This window comes from Pedobacter sp. Leaf250, from assembly GCF_920984735.1.
Lineage (GTDB): Bacteria > Bacteroidota > Bacteroidia > Sphingobacteriales > Sphingobacteriaceae > Pedobacter.
The window spans coordinates 135,047-151,732 of the sequence record NZ_CAKLBU010000008.1; the positions used below are offsets into that span (position 1 = coordinate 135,047).

18 protein-coding genes are annotated in these 16,686 nt (G+C 35.6%); 7 read left to right on the forward strand and 11 right to left on the reverse strand.

The window, feature by feature from the left end; translation table 11 throughout:
• Positions 1 to 41: 41 nt before the first annotated feature.
• The 3 genes from LUA91_RS09070 to LUA91_RS09080 all read right to left on the reverse strand — a co-directional run bounded on the left by LUA91_RS09070 (position 42) and on the right by LUA91_RS09080 (position 2,621).
• Positions 42 to 1,124: an NADH:flavin oxidoreductase/NADH oxidase gene (locus tag LUA91_RS09070; protein ID WP_231425727.1), complete on the reverse strand. Its 1,083-nt coding sequence runs from the start codon at positions 1,122 to 1,124 to the stop codon at positions 42 to 44.
• 110 nt (positions 1,125 to 1,234) lie between these two features.
• Complete coding sequence (locus tag LUA91_RS09075; protein ID WP_231425728.1) at positions 1,235 to 2,224, reverse strand: aldo/keto reductase; 990 nt, start codon at positions 2,222 to 2,224, stop codon at positions 1,235 to 1,237.
• Position 2,225: 1 nt separating this feature from the next.
• Positions 2,226 to 2,621, reverse strand: a complete 396-nt coding sequence (locus LUA91_RS09080) for a DoxX family protein (protein WP_231425729.1) — start codon at positions 2,619 to 2,621, stop codon at positions 2,226 to 2,228.
• A 169-nt stretch (positions 2,622 to 2,790) separates the two neighbouring features.
• Between LUA91_RS09080 and LUA91_RS09085 the strand changes: the two genes are divergently transcribed.
• The 5 genes from LUA91_RS09085 to LUA91_RS09105 are packed head-to-tail and all read left to right on the forward strand — an operon-like array spanning position 2,791 to position 6,211.
• Positions 2,791 to 3,618, forward strand: a complete 828-nt coding sequence (locus LUA91_RS09085) for an ATP-binding cassette domain-containing protein (RefSeq protein ID WP_231425730.1) — start codon at positions 2,791 to 2,793, stop codon at positions 3,616 to 3,618.
• A gap of 3 nt (positions 3,619 to 3,621) precedes the next feature.
• Entirely contained in the window at positions 3,622 to 4,431 is an 810-nt protein-coding gene (locus LUA91_RS09090; RefSeq protein WP_231425731.1) for a hypothetical protein, read from the forward strand.
• 17 nt (positions 4,432 to 4,448) lie between these two features.
• The gene (locus LUA91_RS09095) at positions 4,449 to 4,823 is read left to right on the forward strand and encodes a GntR family transcriptional regulator (RefSeq protein ID WP_231425732.1); all 375 of its coding nucleotides are present in this window, start codon (positions 4,449 to 4,451) and stop codon (positions 4,821 to 4,823) included.
• A 3-nt stretch (positions 4,824 to 4,826) separates the two neighbouring features.
• On the forward strand, positions 4,827 to 5,672 hold the full coding sequence (locus LUA91_RS09100; RefSeq protein ID WP_231425733.1) for a hypothetical protein: 846 nt from the start codon (positions 4,827 to 4,829) through the stop codon (positions 5,670 to 5,672).
• A gap of 8 nt (positions 5,673 to 5,680) precedes the next feature.
• Positions 5,681 to 6,211, forward strand: a complete 531-nt coding sequence (locus tag LUA91_RS09105) for an ankyrin repeat domain-containing protein (protein WP_231425734.1) — start codon at positions 5,681 to 5,683, stop codon at positions 6,209 to 6,211.
• A 35-nt stretch (positions 6,212 to 6,246) separates the two neighbouring features.
• On the opposite strand, the gene hutH is transcribed toward LUA91_RS09105, so the two are convergent.
• Positions 6,247 to 7,728: a histidine ammonia-lyase gene (hutH, locus tag LUA91_RS09110; protein ID WP_231425735.1), complete on the reverse strand. Its 1,482-nt coding sequence runs from the start codon at positions 7,726 to 7,728 to the stop codon at positions 6,247 to 6,249.
• Positions 7,729 to 7,818: 90 nt separating this feature from the next.
• Here hutH and LUA91_RS09115 point away from each other — a divergent pair, with 90 nt between their 5' ends.
• On the forward strand, positions 7,819 to 8,805 hold the full coding sequence (locus tag LUA91_RS09115) for an alpha/beta fold hydrolase (RefSeq protein ID WP_231425736.1): 987 nt from the start codon (positions 7,819 to 7,821) through the stop codon (positions 8,803 to 8,805).
• Positions 8,806 to 8,856: 51 nt separating this feature from the next.
• On the opposite strand, the gene LUA91_RS09120 is transcribed toward LUA91_RS09115, so the two are convergent.
• The 3 genes from LUA91_RS09120 to LUA91_RS09130 all read right to left on the reverse strand — a co-directional run bounded on the left by LUA91_RS09120 (position 8,857) and on the right by LUA91_RS09130 (position 11,615).
• A complete protein-coding gene (locus tag LUA91_RS09120; RefSeq protein ID WP_231425737.1) occupies positions 8,857 to 9,678 on the reverse strand; it encodes a DUF6263 family protein in 822 nt (273 codons plus the stop codon).
• Between the two features lie 113 nt (positions 9,679 to 9,791).
• On the reverse strand, positions 9,792 to 10,565 hold the full coding sequence (locus LUA91_RS09125; RefSeq protein ID WP_231425738.1) for a zinc-dependent peptidase: 774 nt from the start codon (positions 10,563 to 10,565) through the stop codon (positions 9,792 to 9,794).
• Between the two features lie 24 nt (positions 10,566 to 10,589).
• Positions 10,590 to 11,615, reverse strand: a complete 1,026-nt coding sequence (locus LUA91_RS09130) for a Gfo/Idh/MocA family oxidoreductase (RefSeq protein ID WP_231425739.1) — start codon at positions 11,613 to 11,615, stop codon at positions 10,590 to 10,592.
• A 123-nt stretch (positions 11,616 to 11,738) separates the two neighbouring features.
• Between LUA91_RS09130 and LUA91_RS09135 the strand changes: the two genes are divergently transcribed.
• Positions 11,739 to 12,083 carry a hypothetical protein gene (locus LUA91_RS09135; RefSeq protein WP_231425819.1) on the forward strand — a complete coding sequence of 115 codons (345 nt, stop codon included), beginning with the start codon at positions 11,739 to 11,741 and terminating at the stop codon, positions 12,081 to 12,083.
• Between the two features lie 148 nt (positions 12,084 to 12,231).
• On the opposite strand, the gene LUA91_RS09140 is transcribed toward LUA91_RS09135, so the two are convergent.
• The 4 genes from LUA91_RS09140 to LUA91_RS09155 form a co-directional block, all read right to left on the reverse strand.
• Positions 12,232 to 12,909, reverse strand: coding sequence for an OmpA family protein (locus LUA91_RS09140; protein WP_200926304.1), 678 nt, complete (start codon positions 12,907 to 12,909; stop codon positions 12,232 to 12,234).
• Positions 12,910 to 13,084: 175 nt separating this feature from the next.
• The gene (locus tag LUA91_RS09145; protein ID WP_231425740.1) at positions 13,085 to 13,777 is read right to left on the reverse strand and encodes an ABC transporter ATP-binding protein; all 693 of its coding nucleotides are present in this window, start codon (positions 13,775 to 13,777) and stop codon (positions 13,085 to 13,087) included.
• Positions 13,778 to 13,779: 2 nt separating this feature from the next.
• Entirely contained in the window at positions 13,780 to 15,252 is a 1,473-nt protein-coding gene (locus LUA91_RS09150) for a DUF5687 family protein (protein ID WP_231425741.1), read from the reverse strand.
• 55 nt (positions 15,253 to 15,307) lie between these two features.
• Complete coding sequence (locus LUA91_RS09155) at positions 15,308 to 16,588, reverse strand: replication-associated recombination protein A (RefSeq protein WP_231425742.1); 1,281 nt, start codon at positions 16,586 to 16,588, stop codon at positions 15,308 to 15,310.
• Positions 16,589 to 16,686: the final 98 nt, after the last annotated feature.

A 16,686-nucleotide genomic window follows, 5' to 3' on the forward strand; every position in this document is an offset into this window, starting at 1 on the left:
TTCTGTTATCTGTAAATCTGCTTACAAACGTTCAAAATAATTTAAGGCTTTTTAAAAGTTTCTCTCTTTGCCCTAACATATTGATTTGGCCACTCTGTTTCATCGCCTAAAACCTGCGCCGCATGGGTAGGGAAATAAGCATCACGAAGTGATTCTCGGGCGATGAAAATTAAATCAGCTTTATCTTCCTGAAGAATATCTTCTGCCTGCTGCGGATCAACAATTACACCAACTGCTCCAGTGTAAATACCAATTTCATTTCTAATTTTATCTGCAAACGGAACCTGGTAGTTTGGCCCTGCAGGAATAAAAGCATCAGGTACATTTCCGCCAGAAGAGGTATCAATTAAATCCACGCCTCTATCTTTTAAAACTGCAGCCAATTGAAGCGAGTCGTTTTCATTCCATCCGTTCTCAGTCCAATCCGTTGCAGAAATCCGCACAAATATCGGTAAAGTTTCAGGCCAAACTGATTGCACAGCTTCCACCACATCAATAACCAAGCGAATGCGGTTTTCAAAACTTCCACCGTAAACATCTGTACGGTTATTACTTAACGGACTAAAAAATTGATGTAATAAATAACCATGTGCGGCATGAATTTCTACTACTTTGTAACCTGCATCTAAAGCTCTTTTTGCAGCGGCTCTGAATGCAAAAACAATATCCTGAATTTCAGAAATAGTCAATTCGTGGGGCGTAACCTGATCTGTTTTAAATGGGATAGGAGAAGGGCCAACTGGTGTCCAGCTGTTTTCGCCATCTGCAAGTTGTTCGCCGCCATTCCAGGGCAAATCGCAGCTTGCTTTTCTGCCGGCATGCGCCAATTGAATACCGGCAATAGCACCGTTCTCGTGAATGAAAGAAACAATCTGTTTCAATTTCTCTAAGTGTTCATCTTTCCAAATCCCTAAATCGGCATGGGTAATTCTACCTTCAGGAACTACGGCTGTAGCTTCTTGAATAATTAAACCAGCGCCACCCACTGCCCGGCTGCCTAAATGAACCAAATGCCAATCGTTGGCAAAGCCATCAATAGCAGAATACTGGCACATAGGAGAGATAACGATTCTATTTTTTAAGGCAACATCCTTTAAATTTAAAGGAGAGAATAATTTTGACATGATTAAGTTATGTTTAACCGCAAAGGGAGCAAAGTCTTTCGCAAAGTTAGCAAAGCATTAGGCCTCATTAACATTTGTTATTGTTCATGCGCTTTGTGTTTATTATTAATTTAAAAACCTGCGATTTGTAATTCTGTATTAATGAATTGAATTTCGTCGGCACTAAGTTTTACGTTAATTGCTTCAGCATTTTGGATAGATTGTTTTTCATTTCTTGCACCCGCTAAGGCGATTGTTATGCCTGGTCTTTCTACGGTCCAACGTAAAACCAATTGAGATAATGTTGCATTTTTTTCATCGGCCAAAGGCTTGATTTTTGCTAAAAATGCATTGGTTTTTTCAATGCTTTCTGCTGTGAAAAATTTATTTCCTTTACGATGATCGCCGTCTTCAAATTTATAATCAGCAGTCATTTTGCCTGTTAGCAAACCTCTTTCCATCGGACTATAAGCTAAAATGCTTTTATTGTTTTCGATGCAATAAGGTACAACTTCGTTTTCAATGCCGCGATTAACCATACTAAAAGGAACCTGGTTGGAAATAATTTTCAAGGTTTCATCTGCCTCTTTAAGTTTCGCTACATCGTAATTGCAAACACCTGCAAAACGTACTTTACCTTGCTCAATTAGTCGGCTAACGGCTTCAAAAGTTTCATTTATTGGCGTAGTTTCATCATGCCAATGAATTTGATACAAGTCAATATAATCAGTTCCCAAACGTTTTAATGATTGCTCGCATTCGTAAATCACGCTTTCTTTACCTGCATATTTATAAATGTTGATGTCTTTGCCATCATTGTTTTTCGATTGCATGGCTAACTTGCCTTTATCCAAATCCCAACGCATTCCGAATTTGGTAACCAACTGAATTTTATCTCTCGAAATGTCTTTAACAGCTTCGCCAACAATTTCTTCACTAGCGCCTTGTCCATAAATTGGAGCAGTATCAATTGAAGTAACACCTAAATCATAACCGGCTCTAATGGCTTTTATGGCATCGTTTCTATCTGTGCTGCCCCACATCCAACCGCCCGCAGCCCATGCGCCAAAAGTAATTACTGATAGCTCTAAATCTGAATTTCCTATTTTTCTGTACTCCATATTATTTCTTAATTATTTTATCAACCGCATAGGTATTATGCTGTAAGTATGCCAATAGAATGGATAAAAATGAAACATGAATCAATTGCGAAGGTAAAGCATCCCAGTTTTCAATTAGTGTTGTACCAAATATTAAGGCTAGTGAAACTACACCTGCAAGCAATAGCCCAAATCTGGTAAATAAGCCTAAAATGATTAATATTCCTGCAATAAATTCGGCAAAAGGTAAAATATAGCTGAATGGAATTACCAGTGCATCGGGAAGGATGGATTTAGAAAACTGACCAAGCATCCAATTGCTGAAACCCGCAAGCTTGGGCAAACGCACCAAACCATGCCCGAAAAAACTTAAGCCAATCGCTAACCGACTCAATAAGTAAGCCCAATTTTTATCCATTGTTATCGTGTATATCACAAACATACAATCCAAATGTTAAGGAAGTTTTAATGCAACGGATATTAAACCTAGTTTTTACAAAGACGTTATAAAAATATTTTTTTGCTAAAAATTTGCAAATGAAAAAATTAACCATACTTTAGTGTATTATTTAACTAATACAGTAATTATGATTCAAATTAACAATCTTAATTTTAGTTACAGCAAACAGGAGCCGCTATTCAAAAATTTGAGCTTGCAATTAACTGCTGGCCATATTTATGGTTTGCTTGGCAAAAATGGAGCTGGTAAATCTACTTTACTTAAAAATTTGGCAGGGCTTGTTTATGCGCATAGCGGTACATTAAATGTGCTGGGCTACAATCCGAAAGACAGAAAGCCTGCGCTTTTGGAACAAATCTGTTTCATCCCAGAAGAATTTTACTTGCCTGCGGTTAAAATTGATGGATACGTAAAAGCCAATGCACCTTTTTACAAAAATTTCGATCATGATTATTTCTCAAGTTTGTTAAAGGAATTTGATATTCCTGTTTCGCAAAAACTGATTGATATGAGTTATGGACAAAAGAAGAAAGTGATTATTGCTTTTGGTTTAGCTACGCAGGCAAAGCTGATTATTATGGATGAGCCTACAAATGGCTTGGATATTCCGTCTAAAGCCCAGTTCAGAAAAATTATGGCTTCGGCCTTAACGGATGATCGCTGCATTATTATTTCAACCCACCAGGTGAGAGATTTAGATAATTTGATTGATACGGTAATCATGTTGGATGAAAATGACATTGCGCTAAAAGCATCTGTAGAAGAAATTACAGAGAAGCTAACTTTTAAGCGAGTGAAAGAAATTGATGCAAGTATTATTTATGCCGAGCAATCGCTATCTGGTTACAATGCCGTAATGCCAAATTATCATCAGGAAGATAGCAAATTGGATATCGAACTTTTGTTCAACGCCATCCTAACAGAAAAAACAAAATTTAAACCATTATTCGATTAAGCGATGAACAATACATTTAATATAAACCGATTTGGCCTATTGCTTAAAAGACAATGGTTAGATTTTGGGAAAGTTTACCTGATTAGTTTATTGGTAGTAGTAGGTGCTCTTGTTGGCTTCTACTTCTATTACATTCCATCGCCATTTAAAGAAAATAATTTCGATTATGATGGCAATTTGGATATGCGTTTTAGGTATCCAATTTATCTGATACTGGGTTTTCTTTTCATCAGTATTGTAGCCAGTAGTTATTTCTCTCTTTTAGGACAAAAATCTAGAGCAATATTGGAGTTAATGACACCAGCATCAACTTTCGAAAAATTTCTATCTGGTGTTTTTTATACTACTTTAGTCAGTTTTGCGAGTTACATTATTCTTTTCTATTTGATTGATCTCTCCTTTGTAAAATATTTGAATATGCATTTGGGTGAATTTAAAAATACCTCAAAAGCTAGCAGCACCCTAACGGTTGATGGCTTTTTTGATCAAATATTAAGCGATAAAAAATACCGAGAATATTGTGCTGCCTTTTTTGGCCTTCCATTTCTAATAACTAGCATATTCTTACTTGGCTCGGTTTATTTTAAAAACTTTCATTACATCAAAACCACTGTATCAACAATGCTATTTTCTGCGATTTGTATTTATGTCATTTATAATGTAGGTGATTTGTTAACTAGAAATATGACTCGAAAAGATCCTGTGGGAAATATTGATAATGAAATACTATTGTCGATTTTTTTGACAGGAACTGTGCTCACCCTAATTTTTTGGCTAATTACCTACGTCCGCCTTAAAGAAAAAGAGGTTTAATTTTAATAGGTATAGATATGGAATTTAGAGATAACAAGGCGATATACCTTCAAATAGCAGATTATGTTTGCGAACATATTTTGTTGGGAAAATGGAAAGCCGAAGAAAAAATACCCTCAGTAAGGGAACTTGCAGTAGAAATGGAAGTGAATCCAAATACCGTGATGCGTACTTACGAATTGCTACAAAATAAAAACATCATCAATAATAAAAGGGGAATCGGCTTTTTTGTTGATGAAAATGCAACAGATCAGGTTAAAAATTACCGTAAAGTTCAGTTTATAGATGATGAGTTGCCCGTAGTATTTAGGAATATCTATTTATTAAACATTGGCTTTGATGAATTGAAAGCTAAATATGAAACATTTGTTAAAGAAAATTTTAACGCTTAAAACATGAAAACAAGTAATAAATTATTAATAGCGCTGGCATTATTGCTGATTATCGGGCCCATTTTGGTGATTGCAATAAATGTGAAGTTGAATTATGTAAAATCGGAAGGCGAAAACACCTATCTGGGAACTACAATTATCAATGATGAAGCATTTGATCACCCATCTGTTGGTAGAATTGCTATTCCAATTTCTACTCCATTTAAAGGTATACAAGTTGATGATGCTAAAAGATTTTCAATCCAGGTTTATGTGAAAAAAGATAATCGGTATGGAATAAAAGTTCAGACATTTTATAAAGATATGATAACATCAAAAGTAGATCAAGATGGTTATTTGCATATTTCTATCAAAGATCCATCTGGAAACATAGGTGTGAATAAATTAATTGTGGTGGTTTACTGTCCGATAGTTGAAAACATAAAAATTAAAAATGCATATATAGCTGAAATAGCAGCTGTTGCAGATACATTAAATGTCGATGTAGAAAATTCGGAATCATTATTTTTTACTGGAGCTTTTACCGTTAATGATAACATAAGCAAAGTTGCCAAAGTATTAAATCCGACGGATATAAATAATCTCAACTTATCGTTAAAAAATGTTGAATTCAATGGTTATTCATCACTGATCAAAGAATTAAATATTAAGGCGCTAAAATCAACAGTTAACATCGGGTCTGATGATAAATCTAGAATAGCTTCCTACCAAAACTTTTCAATTGTAGCAAAAGATTCATCGTTGGTAAAGATGCAAAATGTTAATGCGACAAAGATAAGTGGCAATTTCTCTGATGATACACAATTGCAGATACCTGCATCAATCTTAAAACGGATATTTGCAAATTAATGATGAGGATGGTATTTTTTAATCTATTCATTGGCCTACCGGTTGGTGGCGATGATCGTCGCTCCCAATTTGAGTGGAAATCTTTAAGCAATTTAATTAATATGAAAAAACTACTTTTTAGTGCCTTTATTACCCTACTATTTTTTTCTTCTAATGCTCAGGAATTATCTAATAATTTAAAAGAGGCCTTCAAAACGGACGATATAGAATTATTTAAAGGTGTACTTAAGCAAGATAAAATTGTTTTAGATTCCTGTTTACAAGTTGAAGCAAAGCCTTATTCTCTATTTGCAATCAGCATTAAAACTAAATCGATCAAAATTCTGCAACATCTAATTTCAGTAAAAGCAGATGTAAATAAAATTTGCGATGATAAAAGTCCTTTAATGTATGCGGCAAAATATGGTGAGCTTGAAGCAGCCAAATTATTGATAAATGCTGGTGCTAAAATCGATTTGAAAAATAAAGAGGGCCGAACTGCTCTTGATTATGCCCGCAAATATGATAAAAAGGAACTGATTGATTTTTTATCGAAGTAACCGATCACAGCCTCCAAAATTGGAGGCTGTGATGTTTAGTTATCTTGCATAAAATAAACTGATTTCTTAATATCATCAGACAAAATCCTGTCGGCACTGTTAAAGCTTACCACTTTCCTAAATTCGGAAACAATTTTTTTAATAGCTTCTGATGATTTTAATGGCTTTCTTAAGTCTAATGCCTGGGCAGCAGTAAGCAATTCGATAGCTAGAATATTTTCAAGATTTTTCACTATACGCAAGCATTTAGTAGCGCCGTTCGCTCCCATGCTTACATGATCTTCCTGGCCATTACTGCTTACAATGCTATCTACGGATGACGGTGTACAAAGTTGTTTGTTTTCGCTCACAATTGATGCCGCCGTGTACTGTGCAATCATCAACCCAGAATTTAAACCGGCATCTTTAATTAAAAATGGTGGCAAATTTCGCTGTCCAGATATCAGTTGAAAAACCCTCCTTTCAGAAATAGACCCTAATTCGGCCAAGGCGATGCAGAGAAAATCTAAACTTAAAGCTAATGGCTGACCATGAAAGTTGCCTGCAGATATAATTCTATCTTCATTCGGAAAAACATTTGGATTATCGGTTACCGCATTAATTTCCGTTTCAAATACTGATTGAACATAGCCAATCGCATCCTTACTGGCTCCATGAACTTGCGGTACACATCGAAAAGAATATGGATCTTGAGTTTGCTTCCCTTCCTTGGCAATCAGTTCACTTCCATTTAATAAAGCCTTAATTTTTTTTGCTGTTTCCAGCTGACCTTTATGTGGTCTAATCTCATGACTTAAAGCATCAAAAGGATCAATTCTACAATCGAAAGCATCAATCGATATTGCTGCAATTTGATCAGCCCAATCGCTTAAACGTTCAGTTTTCAATAAAATATGGATACCATAAGCACTCATAAATTGTGTTCCATTAATCAATGCCAATCCTTCTTTCGGCTTTAAGGATAGTGGTTTCCAGTTTAATTGAGCATAAAGTTCAGTTGTTTTAAGCTTATTACCTTTATAAAAAACCTCACCTTCGCCGATTAAAGGTAAAGCCAAATGGGCTAAAGGAGCCAAATCTCCTGATGCACCTAACGAACCTTGAGTGTAAACTATCGGAAGAATATCATGATTATAAAAATCTACTAACCGCTGTACTGTGGAGAGCGCAATAGCAGAATATCCAAAGCTTAGCGATTGAATTTTTAATAGCAACATTAACTTTACAATTGCTGCAGGTACCTCATCGCCTGTACCACAAGCGTGAGAAAGCAATAAGTTATGTTGTAGTTTAGTTAAGTTTTCCTCCTCAACCTTTACATTTTGCAAGTAGCCAAAACCCGTATTAATTCCATAAATTGGATCTTTATGCTGCTGTAACTTATCATCAAGGTAGTTTCTGCATTTCTCAATTAGAATAATAGCATCATCACTTAAAGCTATTAATTGTTGGCTGGCAATGATTTCTTTTAAAACATTTAAGCTTAAGGGCTTTTCGCTGATGTAAAAAATGGGCATGGTTTTTAATCTATTTGGTTGTTCAAAAGTATAAATAAGTATTAAATTAGGCAGATACCCAATTCACAATAGTCAAAAAAAAATTAAAAAATGAAGAAATATTTCTTTCTAATTGCTATTTCCCTGTTCGTGATAACATCATTAAGAGCGCAAAAAATTGATACACTTTCCATCACCTTAGAAAATGTAAAATACCCTTACCCAGTAAAATTTTTACCTATTTCAATTGAAGGCCAGGATATAAAAATGGCCTACATGGATGTGGCACCAAGCAAAGCTGCAAATGGCAAAACTGCTATTCTGTTTCATGGAAAAAACTTTGGTGGTTATTACTGGACTAATGTGATTAAGGCATTAACTGATATTGGTTATCGTGTAATTGTTCCTGATCAGATTGGTTTTGGGAAATCATCAAAACCATATATTCATTACAGTTTTCATCAAATGGCCGCTTGGAATAAAAAACTGTTAGATACTTTGGGTATCCAGAAAACCGTTGTACTCGGCCATAGCATGGGCGGAATGCTTGCCACAAGATTTGCGCTGCTTTATCCCGATAAAACTGAAAAATTATTACTCGAAAATCCTATCGGCCTTGAAGATTATAAAACTTTTGTGCCTTATGTAAATACTGCTCAACAGTACCAAACGGAATTAAAATCTAGCGCAGAAAGTATACGTAAATATTATCAAAGTTCATATTTTACCCTTTGGAAACCCGAATATGAGTACTTGGTGAGCATTGCTGGAGGAGTAACTTTTAGTGCCGATTACCCACGCTGGGCGAAGGTTGCAGCGATGACTTTTACTATGATTTACGAACAGCCTGTGGTTTACGAATTTCAAAATTTAAAGGTGCCCACTGTATTGTTTATTGGTAAGGAAGATAAAACAATCGTTGGTAAAGGGCTTTTAACTCCCGATCAACAAGTTTTGCATGGACAATATAAGTTTTTAGGAAAGCAAACAGCCGCAAAAATTCCTGGTGCAAAACTAATTGAATTCGAAGCTTGCGGGCATATTCCTCACATCGAAATACCAACTGAATTTTTGGTAGCGCTAACCGGAAGTCTTTAATTAGGAAACCTTAAAACCTCACAATTTTAAAATGTGAGGTTTTATATGGCTTTATTGAATCTCTTTACCTACAATTTTATTGATTCCTTGGAGCTCGAAATTAATTTTTTGCTCCATGGCTGTCATGGTTCCGGCCATTTCCATGCGTAAATGGCTATTAAGGATTAAGCCACTTTTGATTTCTAATTCTGCATCACCATTGTTTGTGCCTGTTAAGTCGGTTTGCATTTTGTTTCCCATGGTTTCAAAATTTCCTTTCGAGATCAATGTTCCAGAAATGCTTAGAAAAGCAATACCGTTTTTAACATCTTTCAAGGTATATTTTGTAATGGTTTCAATTGGCATTGTCATCTGCATTTTGGTATCAACTGTCCAGCTGTCGCCAATTTTAACTGGCTTATCCGGATAAATTTTTAATGATGATTCCATTGTTTGTTTCATGCCTTCGGAATTGAATTGTTTGGCTAATGAAGCTTTCAAAGTGCTTATCACAGCAGAATCTTTCGACATTTTTGATGTCATGCTCGTCAACATAGCATCTATTCCGGTCAATGATTTTATAGTGCCATTGGGCTCCATTACCATTCTGAAAGATGCGCCCTTGATTCCTCTAAAGGGATTTTGTTTGGTGGTATCAGGATCGTTTGAATCCATTGTCATCGTATTTCCCATCGCCGATGACTTCATAAAGATTCGGTTGTAAACTACATCAATATCCTTGCTTAGGTTATCTCCATTGCGGATATCAAAAGTATAATCTGTACCAATACTTTGATTGAGGTTTATTTTTTGCCCGGCAATTTCCTGATTAATAATTTGGTCAGAAACCATTGAAAAGGTATATTTTTTACCAATTGGTAAATTTTGTTTCAACACAAAGGTTTTTTGGGCGAAAGCGCTTAATGATAAGCAAAAAAAAATGGTAAATATCTTGACTGATTTCATTGTTAATTTGATTATGTTTTTTGCTTATGAGTTACCATTAACTAATCAGCAGGATGTTGCGCAAATATTCTACTCAATTGCTGGTATAAGTCTGGATGTTTTTCTTTTAACAATTCGGGCTTTTCAAAAAAGTATTCTGATACCACTGCAAAAAATTCTGCTTCGTTTGTAATGGCGTAAGGGTTAATATCCGATTGATTATCTTCTATTCTTGCCATTTCCTCGTGCATCATTTTAATCCATGGTAATGTATATTCATGCGACATTAAATTTTCTGGTACACCATCTGTTGCACCATCAGATTTATCCAAGAGATGTACAAATTCATGAATAGCTGTATTTTCTTTTCCAGCACTTTTTGAAAAACCGTGGCGAAGTGCCGACCGCGATAAAATCATTTGCCCGTTCATGTAACCACTGCCCACCATGCCCATAATTTGCCTTTCACCACCTTCAAATTGAAAATCTTTATCAAAAGTATCGGGATATAACAACACAGTGCTTAGGTTTTTATATTGCCAATCTGCAAAACCGAAAATTGGGATTACTGCACTTGATGCGATTAAAAGCTCATCTAAAGTGGTCATTTCTAAGCCTACTGGCTCAATTTTAACAGTAGCAAAAAATTCTGCAATCTTTTGTTCAAATCTCAACTTATCTGTAGAATCCAACTTATGGTAGTAGCCTACATAATCGTCTAATATTTTTTTATCTGTATCAGTTAGCGGATCAATTTTTGGCTTTTTCTTTTTAAGGACGAGGTATGCAGCAATTAAAAATATAGGGATTAGATAGGCAAAAGGCAATGAGTTCATATTTGGGTTGTTGCTGGGTTTTATTTAGCTTTCTAATATTTCCAACTGGATTAAAACGTCTTCCCTTGTAACAGGATAAGGTTTTTGATTGGTTAGGGAAAGATATGCAGATTCGAAAAGAGGTAAATAACTTCCTAATTCTGATGGAATAATTTCTTCGGTTTTTTTTCCATCGGCGTCAATTGTGGTAAGCAGACCTTCTTTTCCTTTGGGCTCAATTCCATAGCCATCATCTGTAAGTTTCATGCCTGCTAGAAGTTGTTCTTCTTGAATATCTGCACGTTGTTTTATAAAGCTCCCATTTACCCCATGTAAAACAAATGCCGCTTGCGGATCGACCACCAACATGCTTGAAGTAATAAATATGAATACACTGTCCGGGTAGCTAAGCTGAATACTGAAATAGTCATCAACAGCGGTATCAACTCTGTTTTTTCCTAAAATTTTATGGTATTGATCTGGTTTACCAAATAGGCTGATTACCTGATCTAAAAGGTGTGGACCAAGGTCGTAAATTAAGCCACTCGCCTCTATTGCCTGTTCCTTAAATGCTTTAGGGCCGATAACGTTTCTGTAGCGATCGTACCGAAGGTGCATCTCATTTAATTTGCCGAGTTTGCCACCGGCTAAAACTCTTTTTACTGATGAAAAGTCGCTATCCCATCGGCGATTTTGATAAAATATAATCTGCCTGCCAACTTCATCTGCCAATTGAAACAGTTCTTTAGCTTGTGCAGATGTAGCCGTAAACGGCTTTTCGACTAAGATATGCTTGCCTTTTTGAAGTGCTGCTTTTGAATGTTCGTAATGAAGATTGTTCGGCGTATTCACCACTACCAATTCAATTTCTTCATCATTTAACAATTCATCAATACTGTTATAGCTGATAATATTTGGATAATCATTTTCCGCATTTTTTTTGCTTCGCTCCACAATTGCTTTCAAATTAAAACCTTTGTGCTCATTTAAAAAGGGTGCGTGAAATACTTTGCCCGACATTCCGTAAGCCAATAAACCTGCTGTAATTATTTTATTCGAATCTGTACTCATAGATTATAAATGTAATTAAAATAAGTTTTGATGAGGAACTTGATACAGTTTAGATTTAAAGTTTTACTTTTCATCATCAAATTTCCGCTTTCAGCTGATTCATTTAAATCTATCTTTGCAGCTATGAAACCATCGGAAATTAATGCCAAATGGAAAGTTTTGCAAGAGCGGATTTCGCAGGAATTTGATTCGGATTTTCCTGATTTGAAGGTGATGCTTTTTTTAATTGGTGTACAGGAATTAGGAAAAGGTCCGAAAAAGTATAGTAAACGTCAAAAGGAAGAACTCATGCATATTGCTACCTGCCGCCTTTTAAGCGAGATGGATTTTTATGAGCTGGAAGGTGTTGATCAAGACGGATGGCCACACTGGAAGTTGATCAAAGCCATTCCACCATACACCATGCTAGAGCAAGAAATGCTCATGAAATCGTTAGTGATTGGTTACTTCGACGATATTTATTCTTAATAAAATACCGTCATTTAAAGGAACAAAGCAATCTGCATTCGATTGAAATTGCTTCGTACTTCGCGATAATGAATAACAAAAAACCCCGGTGTTTTAGCACCAGGGTTGGATATATAATGACCTCATAGGTAGAGGGAATATGCAATGATTAACCTTGCGATTTAGCTGTGTTTTTTAAAGCATCGTTTGCTACGATTACAATTTCAACACGACGATTTGCTGCACGGCCTGCGTCAGTTTCATTATCAGCAATTGGCTCTGCAAAACCTTTACCAATAGTTACTAATCTTGAAGCTGGAACACCTTGAGAAACTGCATAAGCTTTAACAGCTGCTGCTCTTCTTTCAGATAGACCCATATTATATTGTTCAGTACCACGGCTATCTGTATGGCCAATTACTTTGATATCAGTATCAGGATATTGGTTTAATGAAGCAGCTAGGCTCTGTACATTTGTTTTTGCTGCATCCTTTAAAGCAGTTTTATCGAAATCGAATAAAATACCACTATCAAATTTTACAATAATACCCTCGCCTTCACGAATAACTTCTGCGTTTGGAATTGCTTTCTGAATTTCTGCCGCCTGTCTATCCATTCTACGACCGATAAAGGCACCAGCTGTACCACCAATAGCACCACCAATTAATGCACCTACTGCAGTGTTACCAGCTTTTTTACCAATTAATGCACCAACTACACCACCTGCTGCAGCACCAATACCAGCACCTTTTTGTGTTTTAGTTAAACTATCACAACTTTGGAATGCCATTGAACCTACCGCTAATCCTATACTTAATGTTGCTATTTTTACTTTTGAAATACTCATAATAATCTAGATTTATAATTCTAACACTCGTATTCAAACACGATGCCAAAATATACGGCTACTGCATTTTAATTAAATTTTAATGTTTTATCATCTGTCGTAATATTATTATATATAAAAAAAGAGCTATGATTTATCACAGCTCTTCTAAAATGTATCATTCTTAGTACAAAATCTATGTAGAGAAGTAGTTTTCCAATTCTTTCAGGGTATTCTCATCAGTTTTGAAATCTTTAATCACTTTACCTTTTTCTACCAGAATGATTCTGCTACAAACATCTGTAACATGATTTAAATCGTGACTGGAAATAAAAGTAGTCATGTTTCCGGGATATTCTTTTAATATCTTTTTCAGCCTGATTTGGGTTGTAGGGTCGAGATTGGCAAAAGGCTCATCCAAAATTAAAAGTTCAGGTTTTTGCATTAATGCAGCAGCAATACCCACTTTGTTTTGGTTTCCTTTACTAAAATCGCGGATGTATTTCCAACTATTTAAAATTTCACCATTAAAAAATTCCGCATATTGAGTTAAATAAGATCCAACATCAGCTACGCTCAAATTATTTAAGCTTCCGATAAAAGTAAAATATTCCTCAGGAGTTAAATAGTCAATTAAAAAACCTTCATCCAAAAACGAGGCAGTGTAATTTTTCCATTCATCACCATCGGCAACATTTTTACCTTTCGATAAAACCTCACCCTCGCTAGGGCGAATTAAATCTAAAAGCATTCTGAAAAATGTTGTTTTACCAGCACCATTATTGCCGACTAAACCAATGGTTTCTCCTTGCTGAATTTGTATGTGATCTATGTTTACAACTGTTTTATCGCCATAAACTTTTTTCAATTTATTAACTTCTAGTATCATAATTATTCTCTAAAGCCTTCGGCTATTTTATAACGTTGTTTTTCAAATTTTGCAGTGATGAGGTTTACCCAAAAACCACGCATTAAAAGCATTACTATTCCAAAAATACCTACGGTGAATAGGCCCCAATAAGGAATATGCAAAAGGCTAAATGGCAAGTATATTAATATTGGCGTTAATGCATAAGGAAACATCAGTAACCATTGCGTTGCGCCTGTGCCTTGATAATTGAAACTAGCTGCCTTGGTAATATCTATTCTTTTATAATTGTATGTGGCTAAATAAAGTACAATTACAGTTCCGAAACCGATGTTGTACAGGTAACAAACAAAGTGCATGAGCACTAATTTCCAGCTTAAAAAACCGTAAAATGTAGAAAGTAAACTAATAATGGTTGATGCAATGGTAAACAGTAAGAATTTGGCTTTAATGAAATTTTTAAAATTGATTTTATTGCTTAATAAACCATCAAAATGGGCGCTTTGCCATGCAAACATAAATTGACCATATATAATGATGCTAACGCCTGTCATGAATATTCCGGCAAACATCATTGTTCCAAAAGAGTCAGAGTTGATTAGTTTCTCTCTATAAAACATAAATCCATAAAGTAGAAAGAAAAATCCCAATATTATAGAAGAACGAGAACGTTTATGGCGTAAAATTAATTTTAGTTCTAAAGCGGCCAACTCTCCAACTTTGCCGAAGCGATTAAGAAAAGCATAATCGGTACTTACTTTTTTCTCTTGTTTAGCACCGAGTTCTTCTACATATAGGTTATTGTATAAGAATGTAGAATTGAGTTTAAAAATGGCTAAGGCAGCAATAGTGAATCCGAAACCTAAATATGGCTTTTCGCCGATGCCTCTAAAAACAAAATCTGAAGTACTGATTAAAGATATCAGTTTAAAATATTCGAAGGCAGCAAAAATGGCAATTATAACAAACCCAACTAATGTGTAATATACATTTGTGATTGATTTTCTTTTGATGTACAGAATAAGGTAGTTGTTAAATAAGGTTATGGAAAGAATGGATATAATGTACATCAGCACGGCAAATGCTCCATATTCATCAGCAATTTCCATAAAAATAAACGGGAAGAATAGCAGGATAGGCCAAAGATTAAAAGCCGAAAAAAGAGCCTTAATATTTAAAAACCCTATGATTTTACTTTTTGGTACTTTTAAGTGTAAGTAGGGAATAATGCTTAATGTTGGAAGTTCCTGCAATTGTAAACGCATTACAAAATCCAAAGCAAAGTAGTAAAGAATGATTCCGTTAAAACTGGTTATAATATCTACTCCCTTAAAGATTTTTGGCAAAAAAACAGTCATTCCTAGGCCTACACCAACCGCAACAGCAAGAAAATACAGCATGAAAAAACCCATTAATACTTGTGTGGCAATACTACCACCTCGATTTCGGGATCGCCAGAAGGATTTCCTTTGATGGCTTAAAAAAGTACTCAGCATATATCAGTTTAGTATTAGTTTATTTGTTAGTAGCCATTTACGGTTAAATGTTACACTAATAATTGTATTTATCCTTCCAATTTTGACGCAGCTTTTCACGCAACTTTTCTTCGGCGGGGTTTTTCCCTGGATCATAAAGCTTGGTTCCGCTCAACTCATCAGGAAAATATTCTTGCGGTTCAAAGTTTCCTTCATAACCATGCGAATATTTATAGTCTTTTCCATAACCAATATTTTTCATCAATTTGGTTGGAGCATTGCGAATGTGAAGCGGTACAGGCAAATTTCCGGTTTGTTTTACCAGGGCCTGTGCATGGTTAATGGCTTCGTAAGAGGCATTACTTTTTGCCGAACTGGCCAGATAGGTAACGCACTGCGATAAAATAATTCTCGCTTCGGGATAGCCAATAACATTTACAGCGGTAAAACAATTGTTGGCTAAAAGCAGAGCGTTCGGATTAGCATTGCCAATATCTTCAGAAGAAAGGATTAATAACCTTCTGGCGATAAACAAGGGATCTTCTCCACCTTCAATCATTCGGGCAAGCCAATAAACAGCCGCATTTGGATCGCTACCGCGGATGGATTTGATAAATGCAGAGATAATATCGTAATGTTGTTCGCCTGCCTTATCGTACAATGCCAGATTTTGCTGTGCATGTGCCAAAACATTTTCATTTGTTAAGGTTATTTTATTGCCTCCAATACCATTAATGGCAATCTCCAAAACATTCAAAAGTTTCCTCGCATCGCCGCCACTCAATCGAATTAAAGCTTCGTGTTCTTTTATGGTGATGTTTTTTTCAGCAAGAATCGTATCTTTTTTTATTGCTGTTTGCAGCAAACCTGCAAGTTCTTCTTCTGATAAAGATTTTAAAATGTAAACCTGGCACCGAGAAAGTAAAGCCGAAATGACTTCGAACGATGGATTTTCTGTTGTGGCACCAATTAACGTAACCAAACCACGCTCTACCGCACCAAGCAAACTATCTTGTTGCGATTTACTGAAACGATGAATCTCATCAATAAATAAAATTGGCAAGCCTAAGAAACTATCTTTTAATGCTGCGGCTTTATCGATTACATCTCGAATATCTTTCACTCCGCTATTGATAGCACTCAAATTAAAAAACGGTCGATCTAAAGCCTGAGAGATAATATAGGCTAAGGTGGTTTTACCCACTCCTGGAGGTCCCCAGAAAATCATCGATGGCAGCTGACTGCTTTCTATCGCCTTGCGCAAAACTGCACCTTCCCCAACCAAATGTTTTTGCCCCACATATTCATCAAGGTTTTGAGGGCGCATTCTTTCAGCTAATGGGGCTAGGTTTTGCATAATGGTAAATATAAGAAAAATGGTTATTCTGTTGGTGTATTCGCTATCAGATTCAATTTCATATCTTTTTGCAAAATATACCTTAACCTAATTTTTGG

What these genes read in the sequence shown, in the direction of transcription:
- LUA91_RS09070 (WP_231425727.1), bottom strand. Translation starts at nt 1,124, where the DNA reads ATGTCAAAATTATTCTCTCCTTTAAATTTAAAGGATGTTGCCTTAAAA.
- LUA91_RS09075 (WP_231425728.1), bottom strand. Translation starts at nt 2,224, where the DNA reads ATGGAGTACAGAAAAATAGGAAATTCAGATTTAGAGCTATCAGTAATT.
- LUA91_RS09080 (WP_231425729.1), bottom strand. Translation starts at nt 2,621, where the DNA reads ATGGATAAAAATTGGGCTTACTTATTGAGTCGGTTAGCGATTGGCTTA.
- LUA91_RS09085 (WP_231425730.1), top strand. Translation starts at nt 2,791, where the DNA reads ATGATTCAAATTAACAATCTTAATTTTAGTTACAGCAAACAGGAGCCG.
- LUA91_RS09090 (WP_231425731.1), top strand. Translation starts at nt 3,622, where the DNA reads ATGAACAATACATTTAATATAAACCGATTTGGCCTATTGCTTAAAAGA.
- LUA91_RS09095 (WP_231425732.1), top strand. Translation starts at nt 4,449, where the DNA reads ATGGAATTTAGAGATAACAAGGCGATATACCTTCAAATAGCAGATTAT.
- LUA91_RS09100 (WP_231425733.1), top strand. Translation starts at nt 4,827, where the DNA reads ATGAAAACAAGTAATAAATTATTAATAGCGCTGGCATTATTGCTGATT.
- LUA91_RS09105 (WP_231425734.1), top strand. Translation starts at nt 5,681, where the DNA reads ATGGTATTTTTTAATCTATTCATTGGCCTACCGGTTGGTGGCGATGAT.
- hutH (WP_231425735.1), bottom strand. Translation starts at nt 7,728, where the DNA reads ATGCCCATTTTTTACATCAGCGAAAAGCCCTTAAGCTTAAATGTTTTA.
- LUA91_RS09115 (WP_231425736.1), top strand. Translation starts at nt 7,819, where the DNA reads ATGAAGAAATATTTCTTTCTAATTGCTATTTCCCTGTTCGTGATAACA.
- LUA91_RS09125 (WP_231425738.1), bottom strand. Translation starts at nt 10,565, where the DNA reads ATGAACTCATTGCCTTTTGCCTATCTAATCCCTATATTTTTAATTGCT.
- LUA91_RS09130 (WP_231425739.1), bottom strand. Translation starts at nt 11,615, where the DNA reads ATGAGTACAGATTCGAATAAAATAATTACAGCAGGTTTATTGGCTTAC.
- LUA91_RS09135 (WP_231425819.1), top strand. Translation starts at nt 11,739, where the DNA reads ATGAAACCATCGGAAATTAATGCCAAATGGAAAGTTTTGCAAGAGCGG.
- LUA91_RS09140 (WP_200926304.1), bottom strand. Translation starts at nt 12,909, where the DNA reads ATGAGTATTTCAAAAGTAAAAATAGCAACATTAAGTATAGGATTAGCG.
- LUA91_RS09145 (WP_231425740.1), bottom strand. Translation starts at nt 13,777, where the DNA reads ATGATACTAGAAGTTAATAAATTGAAAAAAGTTTATGGCGATAAAACA.
- LUA91_RS09150 (WP_231425741.1), bottom strand. Translation starts at nt 15,252, where the DNA reads ATGCTGAGTACTTTTTTAAGCCATCAAAGGAAATCCTTCTGGCGATCC.
- LUA91_RS09155 (WP_231425742.1), bottom strand. Translation starts at nt 16,588, where the DNA reads ATGCAAAACCTAGCCCCATTAGCTGAAAGAATGCGCCCTCAAAACCTT.